Here is a 26544-nt window from a genome sequence, read left to right on the forward strand (position 1 = left end):
TTGGGTATCGACGTCCGGTCAGGGTGAGGCGCGCGGCGAGCGGCGCTCGCGCACCAGCATCGGTCCGTATTCGAGCGTGAACAGCACAAAGGCCGCGATCCACAATACACCCGAGAGCGCGATCAGGTGATGATAATGCTCCGGCAGCACCTCGGCCAGCGGCCGGATTAGCGCGGCGCCCGCGATCGCGACATAGGAGGCGCTGGTGAGTGCCGATCCCACCAGCGGCCGCCCGGTATGGCCGCGAGTGGCGCGCGTCATCACGGCGAGCATCATGAAGGCGATCACGCCGACGGTCAGCACATGCATGACCGGGTAGTCGCTGAGGAGCTCGATCGCGCCGGCCGATATGGCCAGGAAGCCGAGCGGCACGAAGGCGTAAGCCGCGTGCAGAACGAAGAGCAGCTTCTCCGGCCAGGTCGGTGATCCGTGCCAGCGCAGCAACCGTACCGTATGAAAGGCGCACGCGATCACCGCAATCGCTGCGGTGACGATGTGAACGGGCGCGAAGGTCCAGGCACCGAGCGCTGCAACGCCGATCAGGATCGCCGCGGTGTCGAACCTGTTGTAGGGCACGGGGAAATCGGTGCGGCCAACCTTGTTCAGCCAGTTGCGAGTGAAGCTCGGCACGATGCGTCCGCCGACGATCATGATCAGCATGGTGTAGGCCCCGATCGCCAGCCGCGCTGCGGCGTCGACATCGAGATTGCCGAGGACCGAGAGGTGGAACCAGATATTGGCGGCCGACAAAATTATGAGCCCGCCGATCACCTTGAGGTCCTTCCACTTGCGACCAACGATCACCTCGCGCGCGCAGATCAGCAACAGCACCGGCAGAAACAGCGCCTCGACAGCGGCTGCGACGGGTAGGCCGATGATGCCGCTCGACAAGAGAGCAACCCGACCAATGACCCAGAGTCCGAAGAGGGCAGCGAGCGGTCGGCCGGAAACCGGCAGCCTTCCCGTCCAGTTCGGGATCGCCGTCAACAGAAAGCCGCCGAGAACGGCGGAGGAAAAGCCAAACAGCATCTCATGCGCGTGCCAATGGGCGGCACCGTAGTCGCCGGCTAGGTCTAGTCCGAGAATCAGTGCGGCGATCCACAGCGCCATGGCGCCGATCGCCCAGAGGGCGGCTGCGAGAAAGAACGGCCGAAAGCCATAGGAGAAGAGCACCGGGCCGGTGGTCGAGAGTCCGCGCGGAATGCCGCCGCTCGGTTTCGGTCTTATCAATCTGTCCAACATGGTCGTGGTCCTCGTCGTGCGTCCTTGCGGACTTGCGGATGAGGCTTGATCTATCAATGGGTTCGAAGGCCCTCTTTGCGAAAACGCAAGTATCGCTGCCCGGTCGGACCACCGACGTCGCAAGGCGTAAAGAAAAGCGATCTCCTCGCAACGATTTGTTCCAAGACAAAGACGAGATTCGTCTGTGGTTCTACTTCTCTAGTGACTGCTGGGGGACCGGTGGTCGAGACCGGAGGTGAGGCCGCCCAAGTCGGCGCCGCCCACCCTAACTCGTTGAATACAGGTGCGTTTCGCAGAAGGCCAATCCCGGCCGCTGGAACGCGCCGAAGGAGAGCAAGATGACTGAACAACTTCAGATGACCCGCCGGACGATGCTTGCCGGCGCTGCCCTGGCGGGCGCGGTTGCGCCGCTTCTCCACACCGCTCAGGCGCATGCCGCTGGCGCTGCCGCGGCAGCCGGTGCTGCCCCCGTCGATATCTCGACCCTGCCTCGCGTGAAGGTCGACCTCGTCAAGCCGCCTTTCGTGCACGCCCATGACCAGGTCGCCAAGACCGGACCGCGCGTCGTCGAGTTCACCATGACGATCGAGGAAAAGAAGCTGGTGATCGACCGCGAGGGCACCGAGATCCACGCGATGACCTTCAACGGTTCGGTGCCTGGTCCGCTGATGGTGGTGCATGAGAACGACTATGTTGAACTGCGGCTGATCAACCCTGACACCAACACGTTGCTGCACAACATCGACTTCCACGCCGCAACCGGTGCGCTCGGAGGCGGGGCGCTGACCCAGGTGAACCCGGGCGAGGAAACCACGCTTCGTTTCAAGGCGACCAAGCCCGGCGTCTTCGTCTACCATTGCGCGCCGGAGGGCATGGTGCCCTGGCACGTCACCTCGGGCATGAACGGCGCCATCATGGTGCTGCCGCGCGACGGACTGAAGGACGAGAAGGGCCAGCCGCTGACGTACGACAAGATCTACTATGTCGGCGAGCAGGACTTCTACGTGCCGAAGGACGAGGCCGGGAACTACAAGAAGTACGAAACCCCGGGCGAAGCCTATGAAGATGCTGTCAAGGCGATGCGCACGCTGACCCCGACCCACATCGTCTTCAACGGTGCGGTCGGCGCGCTGACCGGCGACCATGCTTTGACTGCGGCCGTGGGCGAGCGTGTGCTCGTCGTCCATTCGCAGGCCAACCGCGATACGCGGCCGCACCTGATCGGCGGGCATGGCGACTATGTCTGGGCGACCGGCAAGTTCCGCAACCCGCCGGATCTCGACCAGGAAACCTGGCTCATTCCGGGCGGAACCGCGGGCGCTGCCTTCTACACCTTCCGCCAGCCGGGTGTGTACGCCTACGTCAACCACAACCTGATCGAGGCGTTCGAGCTGGGTGCCGCCGGCCACTTCAAGGTGACCGGCGAATGGAACGACGATCTGATGACATCGGTCGTCAAGCCGGCGTCGATGTAGCCGGGTGACAGCGGATGATCGTGGGGCCGCGCTCACCGCGACCCCACGCGCGAACAAAGGCACGCGCTTGCCGGCGCGTGCCACTTCCCCCGGAGACCTTCCATGCCCACCACCAAGAAAACTGCGGTTTCGCTCCTCTCGCTAGCAGCACCGGTCGTCCTTTTGGCGGCAATCGGCGGCGTACTTTCGGCGAAGGTGGGGCTGTTCGACGATCTCAAGGACGGCATCGATCCGTCGATCAGGCCGCCGGTGACCGTGACGATCGCGCCGCGACAGATGAGCTATCGGGCGGAGGGACACTTCCTGAAGAACGGTTTTGCCGTCGACGCGCCGATCGTGGTGGCAGCCATCAAGCAGCCGCTCGAGATCATGAAGTATCAGGTGACGCGCGACGACTACGAGCGCTGCGTCGCCGATGGCGGCTGCCAGCAGCCGGAGGGCGGCCATGGCGCCGGCCTGTCGGGTGTGCCGATGACCGGGGTCAATTACACGGACGCAACCGACTATGCGGCATGGCTGACCAAGAAGACCGGCGAGGTCTGGCGCCTTCCGACCGACCAGCAATGGGCGTTTGCCGCCGGGTCCAAATTCCCCGACGATGCGCTGGGGATCGACGGCACCAAGGACAATCCGGCGCTGCGCTGGCTTGCGGACTACGAGCGCGAATCCAGCCGGCAGAGAGCGAAGAACCCGATGCCGCTGCCCACGGGCGCCTTCGGTGAGAACGAGTATGGGGTTGCCGATCTCGACGGCAATGTCTGGGAATGGACCGAGACCTGCCACCGCCGCGTTACGATCGGCGACGACGGCGAGGTGCTGAAGGAGGCTCCCGCTTGCGGCATCTTCGTCGTCAACGGCAAGCACCGGGCGTCGATGAGCTTCTTCATCCGGGATCCGAAAAGCGGCGGCTGCGCCGTCGGCGTGCCGCCCGACAATCTCGGTTTCCGGCTCGTGCGCGACGGCCGCTGGTATTCGGGCTACCTCTATGCCTTTGAACGGCGGCTCCACGGTGCGGGCTGAGATGAGACGGCCGATGAAATTGCTGGGAAAACCGTCGCTCGGGCATAAATGCCGGGTCCTTTTGCAGGACCCGGCTCTATGCTAGAGCAAAGGCAATTTCAAATCGGCAGGATATAGGGCCAACGTGGCTGCACTCGATCGCACACTCGTCAAATCGCTCCCCCTGTTTCAGAAGATGAGCGACCCGGAACTGGACACGCTGCTGACGCGCGCCACGGTGCGGCGCGTGCCGCAGAACGAAGCCGTGTTCGAACAGGGGGCCACGGCCGATTTCTTCTTCCTACTGCTGAATGGCCGGCTGAAGGTGACACAGGTCACCAAGGACGGGCAGCAGATCATCGTGCGGGTCGTCAATCCCGGCGATCTCTTCGGTTTTGCCCGAGCGCTCCAGCGCAGCGACTATCCGGGCACCGCAACGGCGGCGACCGAAAGCCTGGTTCTCGCCTGGCCGACGGAGCTCTGGAACATCTTCGTCGAGAAAAATCCTCACCTTGCGGTCAATGCCCTCCACACCATCGGCCAGCGGCTCGACGAGGCGCATACCCGTATCCGCGAGATGTCGACTGAAGAGGTAGAGCGCCGCGTCGCGCACACGGTGCTCCGGCTCGCCGAACAGGCTGGCAAACCCGAAAGCGGCGGCATCCGCATCGACTTTCCGATCTCACGCCAGGATATCGCCGAGATGACCGGGACAACGCTGCACACGGTTTCGCGCATCCTCAGCGCCTGGGAGGGGCAGGGTCTGGTCGTCGGCGGACGGCAGAAGCTGACGCTGAAGGACATTCCCGGGCTGCGGCGCCTGGCGGAGCGCGCCGACAACTAGCCCGACCCTTGATCGCCTCTACATGGGGCGAGGCCGTCCGTCCCAAGAACGACAGATCACCAGCCCCTCAACGACCGGTCGTTTCTCGAACCCTGGTGATGCCGGTCCATGAATGGTTGAATCGGCTCGCGTAATTCACCAGTATCGGCAATTGCATGACAATGGCCATGACACGGGGGATGGTGTGGTTCGACTTAGCATGCGTGCCGGCCGCCGGCGGTGGACGATCGGGCGCGCACTTTTATCGGTGGTGATGCTGACGGCCGCGGGGTGTGCCCGGGATCCGCTTGCCCCGTCGATCGTGGTGTTCGGGTCCTACTTTCCAGCCTGGCTGCTTTGTGCCGGGCTTGGTATCGTCACCACGGTTGTCGCAAGGCTGATCCTCGTCCACGCCGGTATCGACGAACACCTGCCCGCGCCGCTTCTCGTCTACCTCTCGCTCGCGCTCACCACCAGCATCGTCTACTGGTTTCTGGCCTTTGGCGGAGCGCCGCATTGAGTGCCGATGACGTCTTCCGGCGTGCAGTTGCACGCACTCTCGGCCCGCTCATCATCGCCAGTGCGGCCGTCGCGGTCTATTTCACCTTCTGGCAGGTCGACCGCAGCCCGCGCACGGACGTCGCTGAAATCGATGCGCCGACGGTTGCGATCGCCGCGAGCGTGCCGGGCCGGATAATCGCCGTCGAGGTGCGTAACAATGCGAGCGTGAAGAAGGGCGACGTGCTCTTCCGCCTCGATCCGGAACCCTATCGCCTGCGTCTCGAACAGGCGCAGGCCGAACTGAAGGCGACGCAGTCGGAAGTGGCGCAGGGAGAGCGCAATCTCGATCTCGAGCGCGCCAATGCCGACGTTGCGGACCGGCAGATCGCCCGTGCTCAGAACAATGTCTTGCTTGCGCGCCAGACACAGGAACGGCTGGAGCCGCTCTTGCCGAGGCGCTTCGTGACGGCGCAGCAAGTTGACGAGGCGCGAACCGCCGTCAAAGACGCCGAAGTCAGCCTTGCTCAGGCGTTGCAGTCGGCCCACGGAGCCAACCGGGTGATCGGTACCCTCGACACTCGGAAAGCCCAGGCGGATGTCGCACGCGCGACGGTAGCACTTGCCGAGCGGGACCTGGAGAACACCATCGTGCGGGCGCCCTTCGACGGCAAGATCGTCGGCTTGCGCACGACGGTCGGCAAGGTCGTGGTTCCCGCCGAAACGCTGTTCACTCTGATCGATACCGCCGAATGGGAAACCGTCGCTTTCTTCCGCGAAACAGAACTCAAGGCGATCGCCATCGGCAGCCGCGCCGATGTCTTCGTGATGGCGGATCCGGAGCGCCGTATTTCCGGCACGGTCGAGGGTGTCGGCTGGGGCGTGCGTTCGGAAGATTCCGCCACGATCCTCGGCATACCGATCGTTTCCAACTCGCTGAATTGGGTGAGGGTCGCCAAGCGCTTTCCCGTGCATGTGCGGCTTGAAAATCCGCCGGAGGACCTGATGCGCGTCGGCGCCTCCGCCGTCGTCGTCATCGGGCCCGCGCATAACGACGCCGATGCTGTTCCAGCCGCGAAGTAGCGTCCGCTACACGTCGATCCTCTGGGACGAATTGCAACCCTATCCGGGCCGGCTGGACCTTTCCCTGCGCATGGCGCTGGTCACCACGCTGGTTGCTGTAACGGCGATGGCGCTGCGGGTCCCCGAAGCGGCGATCTCCTGTTATCTCGTCTTCTTCGCGTTCAGAGCTGATGCCGGCTCCGGCATCCTGATCGCCATCGGCTTGCTTGTCGGGGCGACGATCGGAATTCTGCTGGCCATCGTCTGCCTGATGGTGGTGGCGGACGAACCGGCACTGCGCCTGGCACTTGTCGCCTTTTTTACCTTCGGCGGCATGTACCTGACGCAGGCAAGCCGTGCCGGGCCGCCGATCGGTACGGTCGCCATGGTCTTTGCCTTCGTCATGACGCTCTACGATATCGTGCCGATCCCGGAACTGCTGATCCGAGGGCTCGCTTGGATGTGGGTGGTCGTGTTCTTCCCGGTGGTCTACCTGATCGCGATCCATCTCATCACCGGCCACAGCCCGGCGCGACGGCTACGCTCGGCGATCGCCGAGCGGTTGGAGGTGGCGGGCCAGCTCCTGTCCAGTGGAGACCACGCGGCGAAACGCGTGGCTGCGACGTTGCTGGCCGAAGGCAATGGCGAGCTCAAGAAATATGCCGGGTTCTCAAAGCTTCTGGCGTTGATGGACAAGCACGACGTGCCGCGCATGCAGGCGGCGACGGACGCGTCCTATGATTTGCTGACGCTGGCACTCGCCCTATCGCTTGATGAACGAAGGCCGCGGGAAAACGCTGCGGCGCCGGAGGTTCTTCGCCGCATTGCCGAAGCGATCCGCAGGCGGAAGCCGCCGGAACAGACGCTGCTAAGCTCACCCGATTTTCGCGCCTTTGAAGCCGGTGATGCGCTCCCGGCGCATCAGGTTGAAAGGATCGTCGATATCTTATCGGGGGCAGACCCGCCCGGGCCGGTGTCAGATGCGCATAAGGAAGGGTTCTTCCTGCCGGATGCTTTCAGCAATCCGCTCTACACGCAGTTCGCGCTGAAGGCTCTGCTTGCGGTGATGATCACCTACATCACCTACACGGCCCTCGATTGGTTTGCGATCCACACCGCCCTGATCACCTGTTTCATGGTAGCGCTTGGAACGACGGGCGAGACCATGCACAAGCTGGCACTGCGGCTGACGGGCTGCCTCCTTGGCGGCGCCGTGGCGATTGGCTCGACGATCTGGCTCGTGCCGCACATGACGGATATCGGCCAGCTCGCCTTTCTTGTCGGTGCGGTCAGCCTCATTGCGGCATGGATCTCCGTCGGCTCGGAGCGCATTTCCTATATCGGCTGGCAGATGGCGCTCTGCTTTTTTCTCGTCGTGCTGCACGGCTTCGGCCCGAGTCTGGATCTCAACGAGGCGCGGGATCGCATCATCGGCATCGTCTTCGGCAACATCGTCGTTTCGGTCGTTTTCTCGACGATCTGGCCGGTCAGCATCGGGCAGGGAATACGCAAGAGCCTTGCCACGAGCGGTGCCACGCTTGCCGATCTGTTAGCGCGTCGCGGCGGCCCCACCGGCGACTATGCCGACCTGATCAGCGGTATCGCTGGCGCATTGCGCCAGAGTGAACTGCTGCGTTTCGAGCCTGCAAACGTGCGACGGGGAGACATCGATGCCCGGACGACGGAGCGCATTGCCCTCAGCCTGCAGGAACTGGCCGCCCCCATCGTCGAATTGCGCGAACACGACCGGGCCTTCGGTCCGTTGCGGGGCGCGCCGACGCCGCTGAAGCGCGCGGTTCTCGGCTATGAACACGCGGTGGCGCAATGGCTGAACGATCAGGCCGAGGGATTAGAGGCATGGCACCCGCCGAAGCCCAGTGCGGATCTGGCCCTGGCGCTTCGGCGGCTGAAAGCGCGTCTCGCCCGCGCCCGGAAGGCAAGCATACATGCCGGAGGTTTTCCCCGGCGAATTCGCGACGAGCTCGCCTGGAGGCTTGCACTCTACGAGAAGATCGAGACTGTGGTTCGGCGGCTGGCAGCGGGGGATGCCTTGGAATGATGGTTTCTGCGGGGGCGAGGTGGGTTTCGGTAGGGGTGATCGCCCTTTGCCGAAGCATGTGCCGTGCTGCCCGAGGCTGTCTTCTCCTTGGCGCATTGTCGATCCCGGCAGCCTGCACGTCCGCTGCACTCGATGATCTGGCGCCACCGAGCGCCGACCGGCCGGCCGTTTCGGGAGCGGGCACCAGGGACGCCTCGAAGGTGAGTGCCGGCGCGCCGGATTTCTCTCTCGCGCCGAACCCTGAGATCCCGATTACGATCGCGACGCCGTCGATCGATCCGAAACACGATTACAGCTTGCCGGAACTGGTCGATATCGCCCAGCGCACCAATCCGATCACCCGTGCCGCCTGGCAGCGCGCCCGGCAGGCGGCGATTGCCGTCGGCATCACCGAAGCGGTGTACCTGCCTCTCCTGACGGCCGATGTACTCGCCGGTCTGGAGCAGACGTCGGCGACTGCGCCCGGCATCGGCGGTCCCATACCGATCGCCCCCGGCACGCTGACGACAACTGGCGCGCAGTTCATTCCATCCCTTACGGTCAAGTGGCTGCTTCTCGATTTCGGCGGGCGGGATGCGGGGAGAGAGGCGGCAACGCAATTGGCGTTTGCCGCAAACGTGACCTTCAACGGTACGCACCAGAAGCTGATCTTCGATGTTTCCAACGCCTATTTCGTCCTGACGGCGGCGCGTGTTCAGCTGAAGATCGCCCGCCAGACGGTGCAGAATGCCGAGCTTGTCCAGGCAGCCGCCAAGGCGCGCATGGGTCGCGGCATCGCCACATCGATCGAAGTCGCGCAGGCAAACCAGCAAGTGGCGCAGGCGCGCTTCAACCTGACCCAATCGCAAGGGCACGAGCGCGATGCCTATATGACGCTTCTCGAAGCGGTTGGGGTCTCGCCAACGCTCGAGATCCGCATCGCCGACGGCAGCAATCGTGCTCTGCCGAAGGCTGTGCCCGAGGACCTCAACCGGCTGATTGCGACATCGCTCCAGCGTCGCCCGGATGTGCAGGCGGCTTTTGCCCGCCTGCAGGCCGACAAGAACGGTATTGCGGCCGCCCGCGCGGAGTTCATGCCGAAGGTCGCGCTGGTGGGCAACGTGAACCGCAATATCGGCTCGCTCAGCGTCGAAGACACCCGTTTCGACCAGCGCTCGACGATCCGCGTCAACCAGCCGAACGCCAACCTGATGATCGGCCTGAGCTTCCCGATTTACGATGGCGGACTGCGCGACGCGCGGTTGCAGTCGGCGATGGCGCAGGTCGGCGCTGCCGAGCAGGAGATGGCGCAGTTGCAAAACACTGCGGCGCGGGAAGTCGTCGTCGCCTATGATCTGCTGCGCACCAGCCTGGCCGGCTATGCGGCCGCAAGCGAGCTGACGACGGCTGCTCAGACGACCTACGATGCTGCGGTCGACTACTACAAGCAGGGCCTGGGCACGATCACCGATGTCAGCATCGCGCAGACGGCGTTGCTCCAGGCGAAAGTCGCAAAGGCGACCGCCTACAGCGACACGCTTGTCGCCGCGGCAAGCCTTGCTTTTGCAACGGGAACGTTGACGAACCGCAATGCGGTCAATCGCTTCTGACGGCCTGAGGCGACGGGTCGCCCAGTGCCGAACTCACCAGAGGTTCGACGACGCCTCGATCAACAGTCCATCGAATCCGCCGGCAAGAATGCCTGCAACGGCCGTCGTCCCGGCGTACGCGGCAAGAACGAGCAATCCCAGCATCGAGATAGCCGATCCGATCCGGATTGCCGAAGCGCTTTCGCTTTCAACGGTCAGTGAAATGGCTACCGGCGCGAACGATATCGGCCGTGGCGCACCTCGGAGGTTCTGGTTGGCAGCACGCAGGAGGCGGGGTGGCCGCGGATACTTCAGGCGGTTTTTTTCGCATATTCCGGGATAGGTTTCGCAAACTGAGCTTGGCATCTGACGTGTCCCTGATCAACTGGATTTAAAGCGATCTTAAGCGCTCCGTCCGCATTGGCCGTTCCCGGGGGAACTCCTAAGTTGAGGGCTTGTTGCCTTCGAGGAGCGGCCGATGTTTCGCGAGCGCCTGGCCAACAAATTCGGTGAAGGCGCTGACGCGGGCCGTGCGCCGCAGATCCTCGTGTGTGAGAAGCCAAAGCTCTCTCGTCATATCGGCGACCGGTGCGCCGATGCGGATGAGACCGGGCGTCGTGTCTCCGAGATAACAGGGCAGGGCCGCAAGACCGATGCCGGCCTTTGCCGCCTCGCGGGCCGTAACCAGCGAATCGCAACGCAAGACCGCGGGTGCCACGAGCGTCGCGCGCATCCATCGTGCCACGCTCGTGGACGCAAGCGCGTCACCAAGCCCGATCCAGTGCTCCCGTGCAATATTCAGCGTGTCGGCTGTCAGCTCCCGCACATCGAGATAGGACGGCGCCGCATAGACGGCGAAAGCGACCTTCGCGATCCGGCGACCGACCAATGCATCCGGTGAATCGACCGCGGGGCGGATGGCAACGTCCGCGTCGCGATGCGAGAGGTTTGCGAGCGCATTCGAGGTGCTGACCTCGAGCAGGACGCCGGGATGGCGTTGACGGAAATCCGCCAGGATCGACGGCAGGATGGACGCCATCAGCGTATCCGTGGTGGTGATCCGCAGGCTACCCTCGAGCCGCAGATCCTGACCCGTCAAGCGGCGCTCGAGCTCCGTGACCGTTTCAGCCATCTGCCGGGCCACGGCCAGCAGCTCCTCGCCGCCGGCGGTGAGCATGTAGCCGGACGGGAGGCGGTCAAACAGCCGGACCCCGAGCTTCTGTTCGAACGACCCGACACGCCTTAACACTGTTGTGTGATTGACGCCAAGCGCCCGGGCAGCAGCAGCAAGGGAGTTCGCCTCCGCGACTGCCAGAACGAAGCGGAGGTCTTCCCAGTCGATACGGTGATGGCTGTGCATGATTGGGCAAACCTAAGACAGGTTGTTCATCGGATGAGCGAATTTGCACCGCTATCACCGCGTATTGTCAATCGCTCTGCGCAATCGAGCTCCACGGTCAAACGCCTTATTCGCTGTGGTACCGTCATTGAAGCGGCTGTGCAAATATGCAGAGGCAGTAGGCGAAACGACAGATCGTTCTGCAACCGAGCACCGTCTAAAGATGGTGTCACGATCGGATGGGCCGATCGGTGGAGCGACGCAAGATGATCCCATTCTTCAGCGATCTGGTGCCTGAGACGAGTGATCACCCGACCGTCCCGCACCTTCCTCAGGTCCGGGCGCACCAGAGCGCATCCACCTGACCAACCCTTCCTCCATTTTCAACTCATTCTCATCAAGGAGGTCCCGTCATGGAGACCCTGTTCGTCCCATTGGCCTTGTTTGCGGGTGGTCTGCTCGCTGTCCAGGCGGGTGCCAACGCACAACTTTCCAAAGCTGTCGGATCGCCTTTTGCGGCGACCACACTTCAGCTCGCGATTGGTACCGGTCTGCTGCTTCTCGTCACCCTCCTGACGGGAACAATCGCCGCGCTTGGTGCAATTCCCGCGGTCAAGTGGTGGCATCTCGTCGGAGGCACCGCCTCAGCCGTCTATGTCGTCTCGACCATCGTTCTCTTCCCCCGCCTTGGCGCCGTCGTTTCCGTCGGATTGTTCATAGCCGGACAGATGCTCGCCTCCCTGACGCTCGATAGTTTCGGCTTGCTGGGCGTTCCGCCGACGGGACTGCGGGTCGGGGCCGCCGTTGGCACGCTCGTCGTGCTCCTCGGGGTTGCCATGGTGGTGTTCGGGCAAGGCGGAAAAGACAATGTTAAAGCCGACCGGCTTGGCTGGATTGCCCTTGCGCTGATGGCAGGGGCCGTGCTCCCGGTCCAGGGCGCCGTCAATGCGCTCCTGCGCCATGATCTCGGGGGTGCGCCGTTCGCGGTGGGTACGATTTCGTTTCTCGTCGCCACGCTCGCCATGGCCGCGGTGATGCTCCTGGTGCTCGCCGGGCAAAAGACATCCCGTCCCAACATCACCGGCGTGCAGACGATGCCCTGGTGGGGTTGGCTCGGTGGTCTCGCCGGAGCGACCTATGTCACCACGGTCTTTACCGCGATCCCAGCGATTGGTGCGGCCGCGGCGGTTGGTCTCACCGTGGCCGGCCAGCAGGTCGCAAGCGTCTTCGTTGATCGCTATGGCTGGTTCCGTCTGCCGCAGAGGTCCGTGTCGGGGCTGCGCCTGGGCGGCGTGGTGCTGCTGTTGGCCGGTGTCGCCGTTATTAAACTCGTCTGAAGCCGCAACCGATCGCGATCTGCCGAACCCTGGAGAATTGCCATGTCATCCACATCGCTTGCCTGGATCTACCTCGTGCTATCCGGCGTTGCAGACGTCGCCTGGGCCGTCAGCACCAAGTTCTCGAACGGTTACAGCCGCCTGTCCTGGACGCTGGTCTCGATCGTTGCCCTGGTGATCTTTCTGTCCCTGCTCACCCAGGCGCTCAAGACCTTGCCGCTTGGAACAGCCTACGCGGTCTGGACCGGCATCGGCGCCGTCGGTTCCGTGCTCTGCGGTGTGCTGCTTTTCGGAGAAACCATCACAGTCTCGCGGGCGACCGCAATGCTGGTGATCGCCGGCGGTGTCATCGCGCTGAAGATCGTGCCGGCCTGAATTCCGGGCCGGAGTCGGCATTAAAACGTAGTTTCTTCAATTTATTGATCGATGTTCCTCAGCAAAGCTCTTGGGAACGTCAGCCAGCGCGATCCGCGTCTTGCGTAATGGGTCCCGTAGCGGCAGTTTTCCGTCCCAAGATGACCAAACCACGGACTGGGCGAGGACCTACAGAAGCGGCCGCGCAAGCATTTCGGCGCCGAGGACGAGCAGACTGATGAGGAACCAGCGCCGGAATACGGGCGGGTCGACACGGTTGCGAACGACTTGCCCCGCCCACATGCCGGCGAGCGCCGGCGCAATCGCGAGGCCGGAGAAGAGCAGATTGTCGGCCTCGAAAGCGCCCTGCCAGACGAGCCCGGCGGTGAGGGCGACTGTGGAGACGGTGAAGGAGAGGCCGAGCGCCTGCACCAGTTCGTCCCGTTCAAGACCTAGCGCCTGCAGATAGGGCACGGCCGGGATGACGAAGACGCCGGTTGCGCCCGTGACGATCCCGGTTGCCGCGCCGACCACGGGAGACAGCCACGGCTCCCACTTCGCCGGAACGCGAAGCTGGCGCGCAAAGAGCGTGAAGGCGGCGTAGAGAAGGAGGGCCGCACCAAGCGCGCCCGTCGTGAGCGCGGTGCTGCCACCGGCAAGCACCGAAGAACCGCTGAGCGTGCCAAGAACGATCGCCAGCATCATCGGCCAAAGCCGGAGCGCAAGCGCGCCGAAGCTCGGGCCCGCGAGAAGCTGCCAGACATTTGTCACGAAGGACGGGGCAATCAACAGGCTGGCGGCCGCAAGTGGAGAGATGAGCGTACCGAGCACGCCCATCGCCAGGGTCGGCAACCCCATGCCGGTGACGCCCTTGAGGATGCCGGCGGCGAAGAAAGTTGCGGCAATCGCAACGACGAGGGACGGAGCAAGATCGAACATGCCATCGGCATAGCGTATACCCGCATCGGCACAATGCGGATCATCCGCAGTCAGACTTCGGCTGGTCCGAAGGCTGTTTTTCCGTTAGCCTCCTTTGCATGCGTTTCGATCTTATCGACCTTCGTCTGTTTCTTGCCGTGGTGGATGCCGGCAGCATGACCCATGGTGCTGCGGATGCCGGGCTTTCGTTGCCGGCGGCAAGTGAACGTCTGCGCGACATGGAGATGATCGGTAAAGTCAAGCTGCTCGAACGTGGTCGCCGCGGGGTGCGGCCGACGCCGGCCGGAGAAGCGCTCGCGCATCACGCCCGGCTGATCCTGCGCCAGATGGCGCGGATGCGCGGCGAGCTTGGTGAACACGCCGATGGCCTTCGAGCTACAATCCGGCTTGCGGTGAACACGGCCGCACTCACAGAGTTTCTGCCACAGCGGCTCGGCGCCTGGATGACGGCGCATCCGCGGATCGACGTCGATCTGAAGGAACGGCAAAGCATCGAGATTGCGAGAGCAGTCGCCGCCGACCTCGTGGAGATCGGCATTCTTTCGGACGCGGTCGATACTGGCGGCCTGCAACTGCGTCCCTTTGCCGTCGACCGGCTCGTCGTCGTCATCCCACGCGATCACGTATTCGCGGCACGCAGGCGGGCACTCTTCGCCGAGATTGCGGACCAGCCTTTCGTCGGCCTGGCCGATGGCGCATTGCAGAGCCATATCGATGCACAAGCTCGGAGATTGGGGCTGACGCTGAAGATGCGCTCCCGCATGCGTAGCTTCGAAGGCATGTGTCACATGGTTTCGGCGGGTGTCGGCCTTGCCATCATGCCGGAGACGGCGGCACGGCGCGGCGGCAGATCTGCCAAGACCGCGTTCGTGCGCCTTGCTGATGACTGGGCGACGCGGCGGCTGTCCGTCTGCGTGCGCGCGGAAGAGGAACTGTCCCCGCCGGCGCGAGACCTGTTCGAGCATCTGGGCTCGAGCGGTTCGCATTGACCTTAGAAACGCGCCGGTAGCCTCACGCGCTCCGTTCCATGCGTTTGGCGTCGTCGCGCGAAGGCGGCCTTTGATCGCAAAAATTGATTTTCCCTTGGAACTCTTCGCGCCTTTGGCGGTTGGGCTCCCATAGGGATATCGTTCGGCCCGATCCTTTCCGGGCCTATAGCGTGAGAAGGAGATGGAGCATGATACTTTTCCGAACAGGACAGGACACGCCCCGGACTCCCACCTTCTCTCAGACGGACCGCCCGTGCGTTCCCACGCACGAGACACCATGCCGGACCTCTTCTGCAGGTAGCGGGGCATCATCATGATCGGAAAATCGATGCCGGCCTATGTGATCGATCTCGCCTTTGTCGAACGGATGCTGGAGATGGCGGAACGGCGTATCGCCGAGCCCACGTCGAGCGAAGCTCTCTACCGAGAGATCGCCGACGAACTTGAGCGAACCGAAGGGGATCCGAAGATGGCGCGCATCCTGCTCGTCACCTTTACCAATTCCTACGCCGCGCACGTCACAAGCGGCGATCGCCTCCGAAAGCTGAGAATTGAAGCCGAATGGGGATCTTTCTTGCGCCGAAGGTGGCTTTGAGGCCGCGAACAGAGCGCGTCCACGACAGGCGTCCTGAAACGCGGCAGTCGAGCTTATCAGAGCAACAGGAATACGGGCATCAGCGCGACCAGATAGGCGAGACCGTCGGCCGCCAGGCGATCGCGGAGGTTATGCGCAGCGAAGGAGTTGCCCGATAGGCGTCCATTATTGTTCATTTTTATTCTTCCTGGGTCGTTGTTGTCGAGCCCGCCGGGAGGAGAGGCCGGGCTCGTCGCATATGGGAGAGAGGTCGGTCGGGATCAACGAAGAGCGCCAGGCAAAGCAGTGCCCCACTCGAAATTCCGACGTCGACCGCTTGCTGATCTTCCAACGCGGTGCTTGAGGAGCCGGGTGTTAGCAGGGTTTCGACCCGATGCAATCCTTTGCCGGTCACGTCCTTGCACGTTTGCGTGAGCCCTGCGGTTTGCGACTGGAAACGAGGTGCGCCCTAGCCGGCAAACCTGACGACTATTTGCACTTGCGCTCAGTTCGCCAGGCCGATCGGATTTGCCTTCGGACGGGAGGCATCGCACGTGGCCATCTGGCTTCCCGACATGACCGCGTGCGATGGTTATGGTTGGTTTAGGCTCGCTGTTCCAGCGACGCCCCTTCAGGGATTCGGCCTTTTTCCCGCCGGATCGCCAACTTCCGCACCAGAACATAGAATACCGGCGTCAATACGAGGCCGAACAAGGTAACGCCGAGCATGCCGGCAAAGACGGCGATGCCCATGACGTGGCGCATCTCTGCGCCAGCACCTTTAGCAATCACCAGCGGAACGACGCCTGCGATAAAGGCAAGCGACGTCATCAGGATCGGTCTGAGTCGAAGGCGGGCCGCCTCAAGCACGGCGGACAGAGGATCGGCGCCTTCATCCTCTTTCGCTCGCGCGAACTCGACGATCAGGATCGCATTCTTGGCCGCGAGCCCCACGAGAACGACAAAGCCGATCTGCGTGAAGATGTTGTTGTCGCCGCCGGTGAACCAGACGCCTGCGATTGCGGAAAGCAGCGCCATCGGCGCGATCAGCAACACGGCGAACGGCAAAGACCAGCTGTTGTACTGGGCGGCGAGAATGAGAAACGCCAGCAGGACAGACAGAGGGAAAATGTACATCGCAGTGTTTCCGGCCTGCTTTTCCTGATAGGCGAGCTCCGTCCATTCGAAGGTCATGCCGGGTGGCAGCGTCTCCGCCGCGATCCGTTCTATGGCCGCGGTTGCTTGGCCGAACGAATAGCCGGGCGCCGGACCGCCGCTGATATCGGCCGACGGGAAGCTGTTGTAATGCATGACGCGATCCGGTCCCGAACTGTGCTTGACCGTCAACAGCGCCGACAAAGGTATCATCGCGCCCGCCGCGTTGCGCACCTTCAGCCGGCCAATGTCTTCCGGCTGCATGCGGAATGGCGCGTCTGCCTGGACCACCACGCGATAGGTCCGGCCGAAGCGGTTGAAATCGTTGGCGTAGAGAGAACCGAGGTTGACCTGCAGCGTTTCGAAGATGGTGTTGAGCGGCACTCCTTGAGACTTGGCTTTCACCCGGTCGATGTCCACCTGCACCTGCGGCGCATTCACCTGAAAGCTTGCAAGCATTCCGGCAAGCTCCGGCGTCTGCATCGCCTTGCCCATAATCGCGCCCTGCGCTTCGGCAAGCGCCGCAAAGCCGAGCCCGGCCCTGTCCTCGACCTGGAACTTGAAACCGCCGGTCGTACCGAGACCCGGGACGGGCGGCGGCGGGAAGATGCCGGCAAAACCGTCGGGTATCTGGCTGAACTTACCCATCAGGCGACCTGCGATCGCGAATGCGGACAAGGAGGGATCCTTCCGTTCGTCGAAGGGCTTCAACATCGTGAAGATGACAGCGGCATTGGGAATATTGACCATGCCGTTGACCGAAAGCCCCGGAAAAGCGACGACGCTTTCGACGCCCGGTTCCGCGAGGGCTATCTCCGACATCCTCTTGACGACCGCCTCGGTCCGGTCAAGCGAGGCTCCCGTCGGCAATTGGGCGATGCCGACAAGGTAGTATTTGTCCTGCGCCGGGACAAAGCCGTTCGGCACGGTCTGGAAGCCCAGCCATGTCGTGGCGACCAGGCCAGCGTAGACGAGAAGGACGAGCGCGCTGAACCTGACGGCACGGCGGACGGACCAGACATAGGCGTTCGAAGCGCGCTCGAAGAACCGGTTGAAGAGCCGGAAGAACCAGCCGAACAGGCCGTCTATCACGCGCGTCAGGAGATCGCGCTTCACCTCGCCGTGGTGCGGCTTCAGAAGCACGCCGGCTAGCGCCGGGGAAAGCGTCAGGGAGTTGACCGCGGACAGGATCGTCGAGATTGCGATCGTCAAGGCGAACTGACGATAGAACTCGCCTTGCAGGCCGGATAGGAACGCTGACGGAATGAACACGGCCGAGAGCACGGACGTGATCGCAATGATCGGCCCGGTCACCTCGTCCATGGCCTTGCGCGCCGCTTCCTTCGGCGTTTCGCCAAGCGCGATGTGACGCTCGACGTTTTCGACGACGACGATCGCGTCGTCGACCACGATCCCGATCGAGAGGACCAGGCCGAACAGCGACAGCGTGTTGAGCGAAAAGCCGAACATGTACATCAGCGCGAATGTGCCGACCAAGGAGATCGGCACGGCAACCAGCGGGATGATCGACGCGCGCCAGGTCTGAAGAAAAAGCACGACCACGATGACGACCAGCACGATCGCTTCAAGTAGCGTCATCACCACGGCCTCCAGCGAGGCCTTCACGAAGACGGTGGGATCGTAGGCGATGCGATACTCTATGCCCTCAGGAAAGCCTTTCTGCAGGTCTTCCATCGTGGCGCGAATGGAACTCGCCACGTCGAGCGCGTTGGCGCCGGGGCTTTGGATGATCTGCAGCGCCAGCGCCGGCTTGCCGTCAAGAAGACTGCGCAGCGCATAGGAGTCGGCGCCCAACTCGATGCGGGCAATGTCGCGCAGCCGGGTGACCTGGCCATCGGCGCCGGTCTTGACGACGATGGCGCCGAACTGCTCTTCGTTGGATAGCCTGCCGAGCGTGTTGACCGTGACCTGCAGCGCTGCCGAGGCATCCGGTTGCTGGCCGACGGAGCCGGCGGCCACCTGAGCGTTCTGCTCCTGGATTGCAGCAACCACGTCGGAAGCGGTCAATTCGCGCGCCGCGACCTTGGCCGGATCGAGCCAGACCCGCATGGAGTATTCGCCGGCTCCCCAGACGAGCACGTCACCCACACCCGACAGGCGCGCGAGCTGGTAGCGGACCTGCAGCGTCGCGAAGTTCGATAGGTAGAGAGGATCGTAGCGGTCATCGGGCGAAACCAGATGCACGACCATCAGGATATCGGGCGAGGTCTTCTGCGTCACGACACCGATGCGCTGAACTTCCTGCGGCAGACGCGGAAGCGCGCGCGAAACCCGGTTCTGAACCTGGATCTGCGCCATGTCGGGATCGGTGCCCTGCTGAAAGGTCACCGTCAGCGTCATGCGCCCGTCAGTTGCGGCCTGCGAGCTCATGTAGAGCATGTTCTCGACGCCGTTGATCACCTGCTCCAGCGGAGCCGCAACCGTTTCGGCGATCACTTCGGGGCTGGCACCCGGATAGCTTGCGGTCACCTGCACGGTCGGCGGCGTCACCTGGGGATATTCGCTGAGCGGCAGCTTTAGGAGGGTCAGGCCACCGCCGATCAGCATCAATACGGAGAGAACGACCGCAAAGATGGGGCGGTCGACGAAAAAGCGTGGAATGTTCATCGACGCGCCTCCTGCGAAGCGGCGGCCGCTAAGTCACCTTTGGCCGCTTCGCCCGACACCATCGAAACCGTCTGCGGGTCAACCTCCATACCAGGGCGCACGAGGCCCTTGAGAATGATCTTCTCACCCGGCCTGAGACCGCTTGCGACAACACGCAAGCCGTCGATCATCGGACCGAGTTCGATCGGCCGGTACTCGGCCTTGTTCCCCGAGCCCAGCGTCAGCACATAGCGGCGACCCTGGTCGGTACCGATCGCCTGATCGTCGATCAGAACGGTGCGGGCTGGCTGGGCCGTCACAAGGTTCACCCGAGCAAAGAGACCCGGGGCCAGCAGTCCGTCCGGATTCCGGACGATCGCGCGGGCCCGGATCGTGCCGGTGCTGCGTTCGACCTGGTTGCTGATGAAGTCGAGCACGCCGGCATGGGGGAAACCGGCATCCGTCATGAGGCCAATCCCGACCGGCAACTTCTCGGTTCCGCCTTCTCCATTGTCAGGACGCGCTCGCCCGCCAAAATCGAGAAACGTCGCTTCGTCGATGTCGAAGTAGACGTGGAGCGGGTCCGTCGAGACGATGGTGGTGAGGAGCGTGGCGGCACCCGCATTGCCGCCTGAAACAAGGTTGCCCTCGGTCACCCGGACACGATCGACCCGCCCGCCAATCGGGGCTGCGACGCGCGTGAAGGAGAGATCAAGCTCTGCCGCAGCCACTGCCGCCTTGGCGATTTCGACCTCGGCCTGCCGTTGGCGCCGCACTGCCTCGGCATCGTCATAGGTCTTGCGCGACACGGTCCCGTTCGGAGCCAGGGATTTGGCGCGGCGGAACGCGATGTCGGCGTGATCGAGAAGAACGATCGCCTGTTTCAAGCGCGCCTTGGCGGCGTCCAGGGCGACTTGGAACGGTCGCGGATCGATCTGGAACAGGACCTGTTCCGGTTTGACGAGAGCGCCTTCGGGAACACTCACCCTGTCGATGGCGCCGCCGACACGCGGACGCAGTTCAACGGATTTTGCCGCCTCGAAGTGGCCCGTGAACTCTACGGCTGGCGCAACCTCGCGCGTGATGACCTCGGCGACCGGAACCTTGGGCATGGGCGCACCCGTGTTTCCGGTCGCCGCGACTGCCTCCGACGCACTGGTCGAGGAGGCAAGCCCAAGAAGCCGACTGGCGAAGGTTCCCATTCCATCGCCGTCGGCAAGCGCAAGCCCTCCAACGGTTGCGATACCGGCTAGGAACAGGGCGGCGGCCTTTTTACTCATTCTCGTTCACCTTCATTTTGTTCACGCTTGCGGCCGGGGCGGCCACGGCAGCGATCAGTTCTTCGCGAAGGTGCGGTTTCCAACGATGGAAAGGTCAAGACCTCCTGAAACTTCTTTCGCTCACCCTGATCCGAATGATCAGGTTCTGCCGAGAAGAGATTGGAAAATCTGGATTTTCGTCTTGTGTATTCCCCGCGGCTGGCACTCAGGCGGGGGGCCGCCGACCACGACTGATCTGTGCTCTTTGCTGGGGCGCCACGCCACCGTCATTCGTGTGGTCGCGCCGAGGGTCCCACTAGGCGATCGGTCCAGGTTCGCCGTCGCATTCCAATCTCCGAAACTGAGAACGTCGGCGGTGATCCGATACCCCTTGACCTTACCAGCGCTGGAAGCCGCAGCCTGAGGGCATTTTCGCTTGCCGCCGTCAGGAACCGGCCCGCGAGAGAATTCGAACTCTGTGAGGAAACATTTGATATGACCGTCAAACGCATAGACATACGATCGGCACGAACAAACCTCGAAGTGCACGCCGACCAGACCATTCTCGATGCTGCGCTCGCCGCCAAGCTTCCTTACCCCCATGGCTGCAGATCCGGGCGGTGCGGCGCTTGCAAGTCTCGGCTGATCGAAGGCGAGGTGGAGCTTCGCCCTTCGCCCTCACCGATGAGGAGAAAGCCGGCGGTCTCATCCTTGCCTGCCGGGCGCTTCCGGTAACGAACTCCGCCGTGGCATGGCTTGGAGGCGGCGAAGAAGATGCCGTCCAAACGCCCCAACGGCTAAGCGGCATCGTTACGCATCTGGAGGACCTCACGCACGACATCAAGCTGGTGCGCATCGATGCGGAAGATGGGGGCAGCTCTCGTTTCGTCGCTGGACAATATGCGCAGGTCAGTTTCGATGGGGTCCTCGCCCGCAGCTATTCCATGGCCAACCGGCATGGCGACGGCCGGGTGGAGTTCCACATTCGCCACGTGGTCGGCGGAGCGACCTCGCAATATGTGCACGGCGCTCTGAAGGCCGGGGACAAGGTGACGCTCGAATACCCGATGGGATCCTCCTATCTGCGAGAGAACCACTCCGGCCCGATCCTGTGCATCGCCGGCGGCTCCGGCCTCGCACCGATCAAATCGATCGTCGAAACCGCCCTTGCCCACGGCCTGAAGCAGCCGATCCATCTCTACTTCGGCGCACGCAGCGAACGCGATCTCTATCTCGTCGATCATTTCCGCGCGCTCGCCGAGTGGCACGCCAATTTCGTCTTCAGGCCCGTCTTGTCGGAGGCCGATTCGGCAGGGTACCGTCGTGGATTCGTGACGGAGGCTGTGGCCGAGGATCTGTCTGACCTCGACGGATGGAAAGCCTATGTCGCCGGCCCGCCGCCGATGGTGGATGCGGCAATGGAGGTTGCGTTTGCGCGCGGCCTGAACCGCTCAGACATGCATGCCGACGTGTTTTTCACGCCCGAGCCGGTGGAATAGCCGCTCTCGGGCGCAAAATCGGCGGCGCAACTGCTTCATCTCAGCCTGGCGGAAGCTCAGCGAAACTGGGCGCCCGTCAGTTCCTCCATCTGCGGCCTTCGGATCCTGACCTTGTCGACGTTGCGGCCATCCAAGGCGACGACTTCATAGGTCAGGCCACCAAAGCTGACGCTTTCGCCCTGGTTCGGCAGGTGTCCGAGGCGCCAAAGAACGAGGCCTGCCAGTGTGGAGTAGCGGTCGGCCTCATCCACGAGATCGACCTCCAGCAGTTTTGAGACATGCCGGATATCGATCCACCCGTCGACGAGGAGCGCTCCGTCTTCCTCGCGCTCGACCGTCAACTGATCATCATCATCGTCGGCAAAGTCGCCGGCGATGGCTTCGAGCAGGTCTGTTGGTGTCACCAGGCCTTCCATCGAGCCATATTCGTCAAGGACGATCGCGACCTGAAGGGGAGACTGGCGCAACTGCTCAAGCAGGCGCAGCGCGCTGACGGTTTCATGCACGACCAGGGGCTGGCGAAGCGATCGGCTGAAGTCGATCTTGCCGGTCTCGAGCAGGTCTCTCAACAGGTCTTTCGCCAGCGCGACGCCCAGGAACTCATCGAGATTGCCGCGTCCGATCGGGAAGCGCGAATGACCTGTTTCGATGATTTTGCGGCGCAACTCGTCGTCACTCTCCTCGATATCCAGCCACTCGACATAAAGCCTCGGGGTCATGACCGATTTTGCCGGGCGCTCTGCAAGTGTCAGTACGCCTTCGATCATCTCGTGCTCCACCGGCGTGAACAGTTCGTCCTCCGTCGCCCGCTCCGCGATGACATCGGCCGTTTCGCCGAGCGACGTCTCGCTCTTGCGTCGACCGAGGAGGGAGAGAACGGCATTTGCCGTACGCTCGCGCAAGTCACCCGTCGTCATGAAGCGTTCGCGGTTGCGGCGTCCGATCTGGTTGAAGGCCTCGATCAGCACCGAGAAGCCGATCGCCGCATAGAGGTAGCCCTTGGGGATATGGAAACCGAACCCTTCGACGATCAAGGAGAAGCCGATCATCATCAGGAAGCCGAGGCAGAGGATGACGACGGTCGGGTGTTTCGACACGAAGGCCATCAGTGGTTTGGACGCAAGCAGCATCACGCCGACGGCGACAATGACCGCGATCATCATCACGGAGAGATGCTGAACCATCCCGACGGCGGTGATGACGCTGTCCAGCGAGAAGACGGCATCGAGGACGACGATCTGCACGAGGACCTGCCAGAAGACCGCATGCTCCACCTTGCCTTCCTTGTGACCGGCATGGCCCTCGAGGCGCTCGTGTAGCTCCATCGTCCCCTTGAACAGAAGGAACAGGCCGCCGAACAGAAGGATCAGGTCGCGGCCGGAGATCTCAGCGCCGAGCACTGTGAACAACGGAGTGGTCAGCGTCACGATCCAGGCGATCGAGGCAAGCAGGACGAGACGCATGCCCAGCGCCAGTCCGAGGCCGATCAGTCGGGCTCTTTCCCGTTGATGCTCTGGAAGCTTGTCCGCGAGGATGGCGATGAAGACGAGGTTGTCGATACCGAGCACGATCTCGAGAACGATGAGGGTGGCGAGACCCGCCCAGGCGGCCGGATCAGACATCCATTCGAACATCATTGGGTTTAAAGGCCAGCCCTCAAGGCAAGGCCAATCCTTCTATTGTTGATGGGAAAAGAAAAAGCGTCGCCCGCCCGTCTGGTCGACGGTTGCGGGCGCAAAGTAGGTGACCGCGAAACCGCTTCAGCGGAGCCGCGCTTGTAGGGTCTGATGAACGTTGGTCAGGGTCGGCGTCGTCAGGCATGCCGCGTGGTCCGCCTTGTCGGATAGGCCATGGAGCGGGCGGCAAACAGCAAGCCGAACTCCGCCCATCCTGCGCGACCGACAAGGTGGCGGGTCGTCGTGACCGGATGGGGGACAGGCGGTGGGCTTGGTGCAGCTGGGATCATGAGAAAGGGTTGGCTCTGAGGGAAGGCTGGCTTCCGGGGGAGGGGATGGTCCCCGGAAGCCAAAAGCGGCGTCAAATATCTTCGTCGCCGCCGAAATCCATGTCGTCAACGGGCGCTTCCGGCTCCGGGGCAGGGGCGGCTGGTTGAGCGGCCTGGGCCTCGTTACCACCCAACATGCCGGCAATCGCATTGCCGAGCAGGACGCCACCGGCGACGCCCATTGCGGTCTGCGCGGCGCCCGCGAGGAAGCCGCCGCCGGTGCGCTGTTGCATCGGCTGGCCGTAAGCCTGGCTCTGGTTGCCCCATGGCGAGCTCGGGGCCGCACGGCCATACCCGGCCTGTTGTGGCGCCGGGCGCTGAGGGGCAGCGTTGCTGCCGAACATCGAGGAGAAGAAGCCGGCGCGCTGCTGGCTTTGTGCGGTGTGCGCTTCCAGTTCTTCGATACGGCGTTGAGCCGCCTCCAGTGCCTGTTCCTGTACGACGATCGTCTGCGCCATGTAATAGGGCGCGCCCGGCTGCTGGCCGATCCGCTCTTGAATGAAGCGGTCGGCTTCCGCGTCGCGCGGAGCGGATTGGCGCTCCGCCTGGGCGAGCTTGGAGAACAGGCCGTCTATGGCCTGTTGATCATTGCGATCCATAAGATATGTCCTTGATATCGGCGACTGTTACTCTTCGCGCTGGCCGGTGAAATTCAGCAGCAGCTGGAAGATGTTGACGAAGTTCAGGTAGAGCGAGAGAGCGCCGAAGACCGCCAGCTTCTGCTGGGATTCCTGGTCGAAGTTGTCGGCATACTGCTCCTTGATGTTCTGCGTGTCCCAGGCGGTCAGACCGACGAAGACGACGATGCCGATCACCGAGACGGCAAACTGAAGGGCGCTGGAACCGAGGAAGATGTTGACGATCGAGGCGATCATCACGCCGATCAGACCCATGATCATGAACGAACCGAACTTCGCGAGGTCCCGCTTCGTCACATAGCCGTAGAGGCTCGTCGCTCCGAACATGGTAGCGGCGATGAAGAATGTGCGGGCGATGCTGGCGCCGGTGAAGACCAGGAAGACCGAAGCGAGCGACAGGCCCATAACGGCGCAGAAGGCCCAGAAGGTCATCTGTGCCGAGGATGCCGACATCGAATGCATCTTGAAGGAAAAGAAGAAGACGAAGGCGAGCGGCGCCAGCATCACCACCCATTTCAGCGGCGTGGAGAAGATCGGCACGTAAAGCGCCGGCGTGGTGCCGACGATGAAGGCGACAAGGCCCGTCACGACGAGGCCGAGGCCCATATAGTTGAAGACGCGCAGCATGTGCTGGCGAAGGCCCTCGTCGAGGGCGGCGGCCGAAGCCTGACTCATGCCGCCGAAGCGGTTCTGGTTCTGATACATGAAGGTTTCCTCAGTAAAGTGAGTTCTTGAGAAGCTCGGCCTCGTCGCTGAGGCCGATGCCCGGCGTGCTTGAAACGACGGCATAGGCAACCTCGCCGACCTGCCACCAGGCAGCCTCGGCATTGGAAAGGTTGAGGTCCTTCACGGGTTCGACCGCGAAACGACCGGGCCTGCCGGCGAAAAGTGAAATGACCGTGCCCGCGTCGGTCTTGACGCTCATCTCGACGCTGGGTCCGAATTCCGAGGGGAACACCTGGACATCGACGACGTTCCAGCCCTTCGGGAGCTCCGGCATGACGATGGCGGTCGCGGCACGAATGTCGTCCCGGTCATAGGTCTGAACCTCAGGCTGCGACGGCATTCCAGCCCTTACGACCGAGGTCTGATGGGCGCGGATGGCGTGCTCCACGAAAGCCGGCGGATGGGCCGAGGCATTGACTTCGCTCGGGCCGACCGCCGAATGGGCAATCCACCCGACCGACACCATTAAGCCGACCGCCGCAACCTTTTGCAGCGCGTTCCAAACGCGCGCATTCGCAAGCCCAGAAGAAAGGCGCCGGGCCGCCTCGCGCGTCTCAGGACGACCGGCAACGACATCCGACGTCATCGCCAGTTTGAGCGTGGTGCGCATGCCGAGGTCGGCCATGACGCGCGCCGCCGCATCCGGATTCCTGGCAAGCCAGGTCTCGACCCGCAGCCGACCGGTCGCGTCGAGCTGATTGTCGATGTAGGCGTCGAGATCGCCATCGGTAATCGTATCGACGTCAGTCATTGTCGCCTCCGACAAGCTTCAGATGGTTAGGCTTCCTCCGTCCGCTTTCGAAATCTCTGAGCGCTGCTCGTGCACGGTGGACGCGCGACATCAAGGTCCCGACGGGGATGTCGAGTATGTCGGCGGCCTCCTGGTAGGAGAGATCTTCGACAGCAACCAGATGTAGGGCTTCGCGCTGCTCCTCCGGCAGCAGCATGAACGCCTCGCGAACCTGAGCGAGCCGGACGCTGTGTTCCTGGTGGGCCGGGTAGGATGATACGGCTTCCTGCGCCGTCTGGCTGTCACGCTGGCCGCGCGATATTACCGATCGTACGCGGTCGATATGGGCGTTGCGAACGATGGCAAAGAGCCAGTTTCGAAGGTTCGCTCCCGACCGGAACGTCGAGCGCCGCTCGTAGGCTCTCACCAAAGCATCATGAACGAGATCTTCTGCGTCGGGCGAATTGCGCGCAAGCGAACGCGCGTAGCGCCGCAGCGCGGCCAGCTGCCCAATAACGTCGAAAGCGCCTTTTTTCGATTCCATACCCGCATATACGGAGCCGATGCGATTTCTCATCCATCGTCGACGAAAAAAATATTATCCATCCGGATGCAGCAGTTTCGGAGCGCATGCCCGCTGGCATCACCGAAGCGCGCCTGCGCTGGC

The 26544-nt window shown here is 63.0% G+C and carries 21 protein-coding genes and 1 pseudogene; 12 read left to right on the plus strand and 10 right to left on the minus strand.

The genetic code is table 11. The features are described 5' to 3' along the window. Window positions 1-18: 18 nt before the first annotated feature. Window positions 19-1242, minus strand: coding sequence for an NnrS family protein (locus tag BLU15_RS19685; protein ID WP_060529042.1), 1224 nt, complete (start codon window positions 1240-1242; stop codon window positions 19-21). Between the two features lie 338 nt (window positions 1243-1580). Between BLU15_RS19685 and nirK the strand changes: the two genes are divergently transcribed. The 7 genes from nirK (at window position 1581) to BLU15_RS19720 (ending at window position 9747) form a co-directional block, all read left to right on the plus strand. Beyond that, window positions 1581-2717, plus strand: coding sequence for a copper-containing nitrite reductase (nirK, locus tag BLU15_RS19690; RefSeq protein WP_034790564.1), 1137 nt, complete (start codon window positions 1581-1583; stop codon window positions 2715-2717). A 102-nt stretch (window positions 2718-2819) separates the two neighbouring features. After that, window positions 2820-3737: an SUMF1/EgtB/PvdO family nonheme iron enzyme gene (locus tag BLU15_RS19695; protein ID WP_090297304.1), complete on the plus strand. Its 918-nt coding sequence runs from the start codon at window positions 2820-2822 to the stop codon at window positions 3735-3737. Window positions 3738-3912: 175 nt separating this feature from the next. Then, window positions 3913-4560, plus strand: a complete 648-nt coding sequence (locus BLU15_RS19700; RefSeq protein ID WP_082566519.1) for a Crp/Fnr family transcriptional regulator — start codon at window positions 3913-3915, stop codon at window positions 4558-4560. A gap of 184 nt (window positions 4561-4744) precedes the next feature. Continuing rightward, complete coding sequence (locus tag BLU15_RS19705) at window positions 4745-5059, plus strand: YtcA family lipoprotein (RefSeq protein ID WP_244546777.1); 315 nt, start codon at window positions 4745-4747, stop codon at window positions 5057-5059. Continuing rightward, complete coding sequence (mdtN, locus tag BLU15_RS19710; RefSeq protein ID WP_051659199.1) at window positions 5056-6120, plus strand: multidrug transporter subunit MdtN; 1065 nt, start codon at window positions 5056-5058, stop codon at window positions 6118-6120. The genes BLU15_RS19705 and mdtN overlap by 4 nt, the downstream gene beginning before the upstream one ends. Next, window positions 6098-8158 carry an FUSC family protein gene (locus BLU15_RS19715; protein WP_090297309.1) on the plus strand — a complete coding sequence of 687 codons (2061 nt, stop codon included), beginning with the start codon at window positions 6098-6100 and terminating at the stop codon, window positions 8156-8158. Before mdtN ends, BLU15_RS19715 begins: the two co-directional genes overlap by 23 nt. After that, complete coding sequence (locus BLU15_RS19720; protein ID WP_090297311.1) at window positions 8155-9747, plus strand: TolC family protein; 1593 nt, start codon at window positions 8155-8157, stop codon at window positions 9745-9747. The genes BLU15_RS19715 and BLU15_RS19720 overlap by 4 nt, the downstream gene beginning before the upstream one ends. Before the next feature lie 421 nt (window positions 9748-10168). Here the strand turns inward: BLU15_RS19720 and BLU15_RS19730 are convergent, their stop codons facing one another. After that, complete coding sequence (locus BLU15_RS19730; protein WP_060521144.1) at window positions 10169-11086, minus strand: LysR family transcriptional regulator; 918 nt, start codon at window positions 11084-11086, stop codon at window positions 10169-10171. Window positions 11087-11478: 392 nt separating this feature from the next. Here BLU15_RS19730 and BLU15_RS19735 point away from each other — a divergent pair, with 392 nt between their 5' ends. Both BLU15_RS19735 and BLU15_RS19740 read left to right on the plus strand, forming a co-directional pair. Next, complete coding sequence (locus BLU15_RS19735; protein WP_090297314.1) at window positions 11479-12402, plus strand: DMT family transporter; 924 nt, start codon at window positions 11479-11481, stop codon at window positions 12400-12402. 42 nt (window positions 12403-12444) lie between these two features. Further along, window positions 12445-12777, plus strand: coding sequence for a DMT family transporter (locus BLU15_RS19740; protein WP_034790543.1), 333 nt, complete (start codon window positions 12445-12447; stop codon window positions 12775-12777). 168 nt (window positions 12778-12945) lie between these two features. Here the strand turns inward: BLU15_RS19740 and BLU15_RS19745 are convergent, their stop codons facing one another. Then, entirely contained in the window at window positions 12946-13695 is a 750-nt protein-coding gene (locus BLU15_RS19745; RefSeq protein WP_090297317.1) for a sulfite exporter TauE/SafE family protein, read from the minus strand. 98 nt (window positions 13696-13793) lie between these two features. Here BLU15_RS19745 and BLU15_RS19750 point away from each other — a divergent pair, with 98 nt between their 5' ends. Beyond that, on the plus strand, window positions 13794-14684 hold the full coding sequence (locus BLU15_RS19750) for a LysR family transcriptional regulator (protein WP_090297319.1): 891 nt from the start codon (window positions 13794-13796) through the stop codon (window positions 14682-14684). A gap of 313 nt (window positions 14685-14997) precedes the next feature. Beyond that, window positions 14998-15279: a hypothetical protein gene (locus BLU15_RS19755; RefSeq protein ID WP_143034231.1), complete on the plus strand. Its 282-nt coding sequence runs from the start codon at window positions 14998-15000 to the stop codon at window positions 15277-15279. 582 nt (window positions 15280-15861) lie between these two features. On the opposite strand, the gene BLU15_RS19760 is transcribed toward BLU15_RS19755, so the two are convergent. Continuing rightward, window positions 15862-19041 carry an efflux RND transporter permease subunit gene (locus tag BLU15_RS19760; RefSeq protein ID WP_090297325.1) on the minus strand — a complete coding sequence of 1060 codons (3180 nt, stop codon included), beginning with the start codon at window positions 19039-19041 and terminating at the stop codon, window positions 15862-15864. Continuing rightward, a complete protein-coding gene (locus BLU15_RS19765; protein ID WP_090297327.1) occupies window positions 19038-20300 on the minus strand; it encodes an efflux RND transporter periplasmic adaptor subunit in 1263 nt (420 codons plus the stop codon). The genes BLU15_RS19760 and BLU15_RS19765 overlap by 4 nt, the downstream gene beginning before the upstream one ends. Window positions 20301-20774: 474 nt before the next feature. Between BLU15_RS19765 and BLU15_RS19770 the strand changes: the two are divergent. Next, window positions 20775-21778: pseudogene (locus BLU15_RS19770) on the plus strand (2Fe-2S iron-sulfur cluster-binding protein). Window positions 21779-21834: 56 nt separating this feature from the next. Here BLU15_RS19770 and BLU15_RS19775 read toward each other — a convergent pair. The 5 genes from BLU15_RS19775 to BLU15_RS19795 form a co-directional block, all read right to left on the minus strand. Then, a complete protein-coding gene (locus tag BLU15_RS19775) occupies window positions 21835-23415 on the minus strand; it encodes a TerC family protein (RefSeq protein WP_090297330.1) in 1581 nt (526 codons plus the stop codon). 400 nt (window positions 23416-23815) lie between these two features. Beyond that, window positions 23816-24382, minus strand: a complete 567-nt coding sequence (locus BLU15_RS19780; RefSeq protein WP_090297331.1) for a DUF2076 domain-containing protein — start codon at window positions 24380-24382, stop codon at window positions 23816-23818. Window positions 24383-24409: 27 nt separating this feature from the next. Next, window positions 24410-25126: a Bax inhibitor-1/YccA family protein gene (locus BLU15_RS19785; protein WP_034790478.1), complete on the minus strand. Its 717-nt coding sequence runs from the start codon at window positions 25124-25126 to the stop codon at window positions 24410-24412. Window positions 25127-25136: 10 nt separating this feature from the next. Further along, the gene (locus tag BLU15_RS19790; protein ID WP_060521148.1) at window positions 25137-25898 is read right to left on the minus strand and encodes an anti-sigma factor family protein; all 762 of its coding nucleotides are present in this window, start codon (window positions 25896-25898) and stop codon (window positions 25137-25139) included. After that, window positions 25891-26421, minus strand: a complete 531-nt coding sequence (locus BLU15_RS19795) for a sigma-70 family RNA polymerase sigma factor (RefSeq protein ID WP_090297334.1) — start codon at window positions 26419-26421, stop codon at window positions 25891-25893. Before BLU15_RS19795 ends, BLU15_RS19790 begins: the two co-directional genes overlap by 8 nt. Window positions 26422-26544 lie beyond the last annotated feature (123 nt).

Origin of the sequence: Ensifer sp. YR511, from assembly GCF_900103045.1 — a bacterium.
Taxonomy (GTDB): Bacteria; Pseudomonadota; Alphaproteobacteria; order Rhizobiales; family Rhizobiaceae; genus Ensifer; species Ensifer adhaerens.

Coding starts and splice junctions, on each gene's coding strand:
- BLU15_RS19685 (WP_060529042.1), bottom strand. CDS start 1,242: ATGTTGGACAGATTGATAAGACCGAAACCGAGCGGCGGCATTCCGCGC.
- nirK (WP_034790564.1), top strand. CDS start 1,581: ATGACTGAACAACTTCAGATGACCCGCCGGACGATGCTTGCCGGCGCT.
- BLU15_RS19695 (WP_090297304.1), top strand. CDS start 2,820: ATGCCCACCACCAAGAAAACTGCGGTTTCGCTCCTCTCGCTAGCAGCA.
- BLU15_RS19700 (WP_082566519.1), top strand. CDS start 3,913: ATGAGCGACCCGGAACTGGACACGCTGCTGACGCGCGCCACGGTGCGG.
- BLU15_RS19715 (WP_090297309.1), top strand. CDS start 6,098: ATGCTGTTCCAGCCGCGAAGTAGCGTCCGCTACACGTCGATCCTCTGG.
- BLU15_RS19720 (WP_090297311.1), top strand. CDS start 8,155: ATGATGGTTTCTGCGGGGGCGAGGTGGGTTTCGGTAGGGGTGATCGCC.
- BLU15_RS19730 (WP_060521144.1), bottom strand. CDS start 11,086: ATGCACAGCCATCACCGTATCGACTGGGAAGACCTCCGCTTCGTTCTG.
- BLU15_RS19735 (WP_090297314.1), top strand. CDS start 11,479: ATGGAGACCCTGTTCGTCCCATTGGCCTTGTTTGCGGGTGGTCTGCTC.
- BLU15_RS19740 (WP_034790543.1), top strand. CDS start 12,445: ATGTCATCCACATCGCTTGCCTGGATCTACCTCGTGCTATCCGGCGTT.
- BLU15_RS19745 (WP_090297317.1), bottom strand. CDS start 13,695: ATGTTCGATCTTGCTCCGTCCCTCGTCGTTGCGATTGCCGCAACTTTC.
- BLU15_RS19750 (WP_090297319.1), top strand. CDS start 13,794: ATGCGTTTCGATCTTATCGACCTTCGTCTGTTTCTTGCCGTGGTGGAT.
- BLU15_RS19755 (WP_143034231.1), top strand. CDS start 14,998: ATGATCGGAAAATCGATGCCGGCCTATGTGATCGATCTCGCCTTTGTC.
- BLU15_RS19760 (WP_090297325.1), bottom strand. CDS start 19,041: ATGAACATTCCACGCTTTTTCGTCGACCGCCCCATCTTTGCGGTCGTT.
- BLU15_RS19765 (WP_090297327.1), bottom strand. CDS start 20,300: ATGAGTAAAAAGGCCGCCGCCCTGTTCCTAGCCGGTATCGCAACCGTT.
- BLU15_RS19775 (WP_090297330.1), bottom strand. CDS start 23,415: ATGATGTTCGAATGGATGTCTGATCCGGCCGCCTGGGCGGGTCTCGCC.
- BLU15_RS19780 (WP_090297331.1), bottom strand. CDS start 24,382: ATGGATCGCAATGATCAACAGGCCATAGACGGCCTGTTCTCCAAGCTC.
- BLU15_RS19785 (WP_034790478.1), bottom strand. CDS start 25,126: ATGTATCAGAACCAGAACCGCTTCGGCGGCATGAGTCAGGCTTCGGCC.
- BLU15_RS19790 (WP_060521148.1), bottom strand. CDS start 25,898: ATGACTGACGTCGATACGATTACCGATGGCGATCTCGACGCCTACATC.
- BLU15_RS19795 (WP_090297334.1), bottom strand. CDS start 26,421: ATGGAATCGAAAAAAGGCGCTTTCGACGTTATTGGGCAGCTGGCCGCG.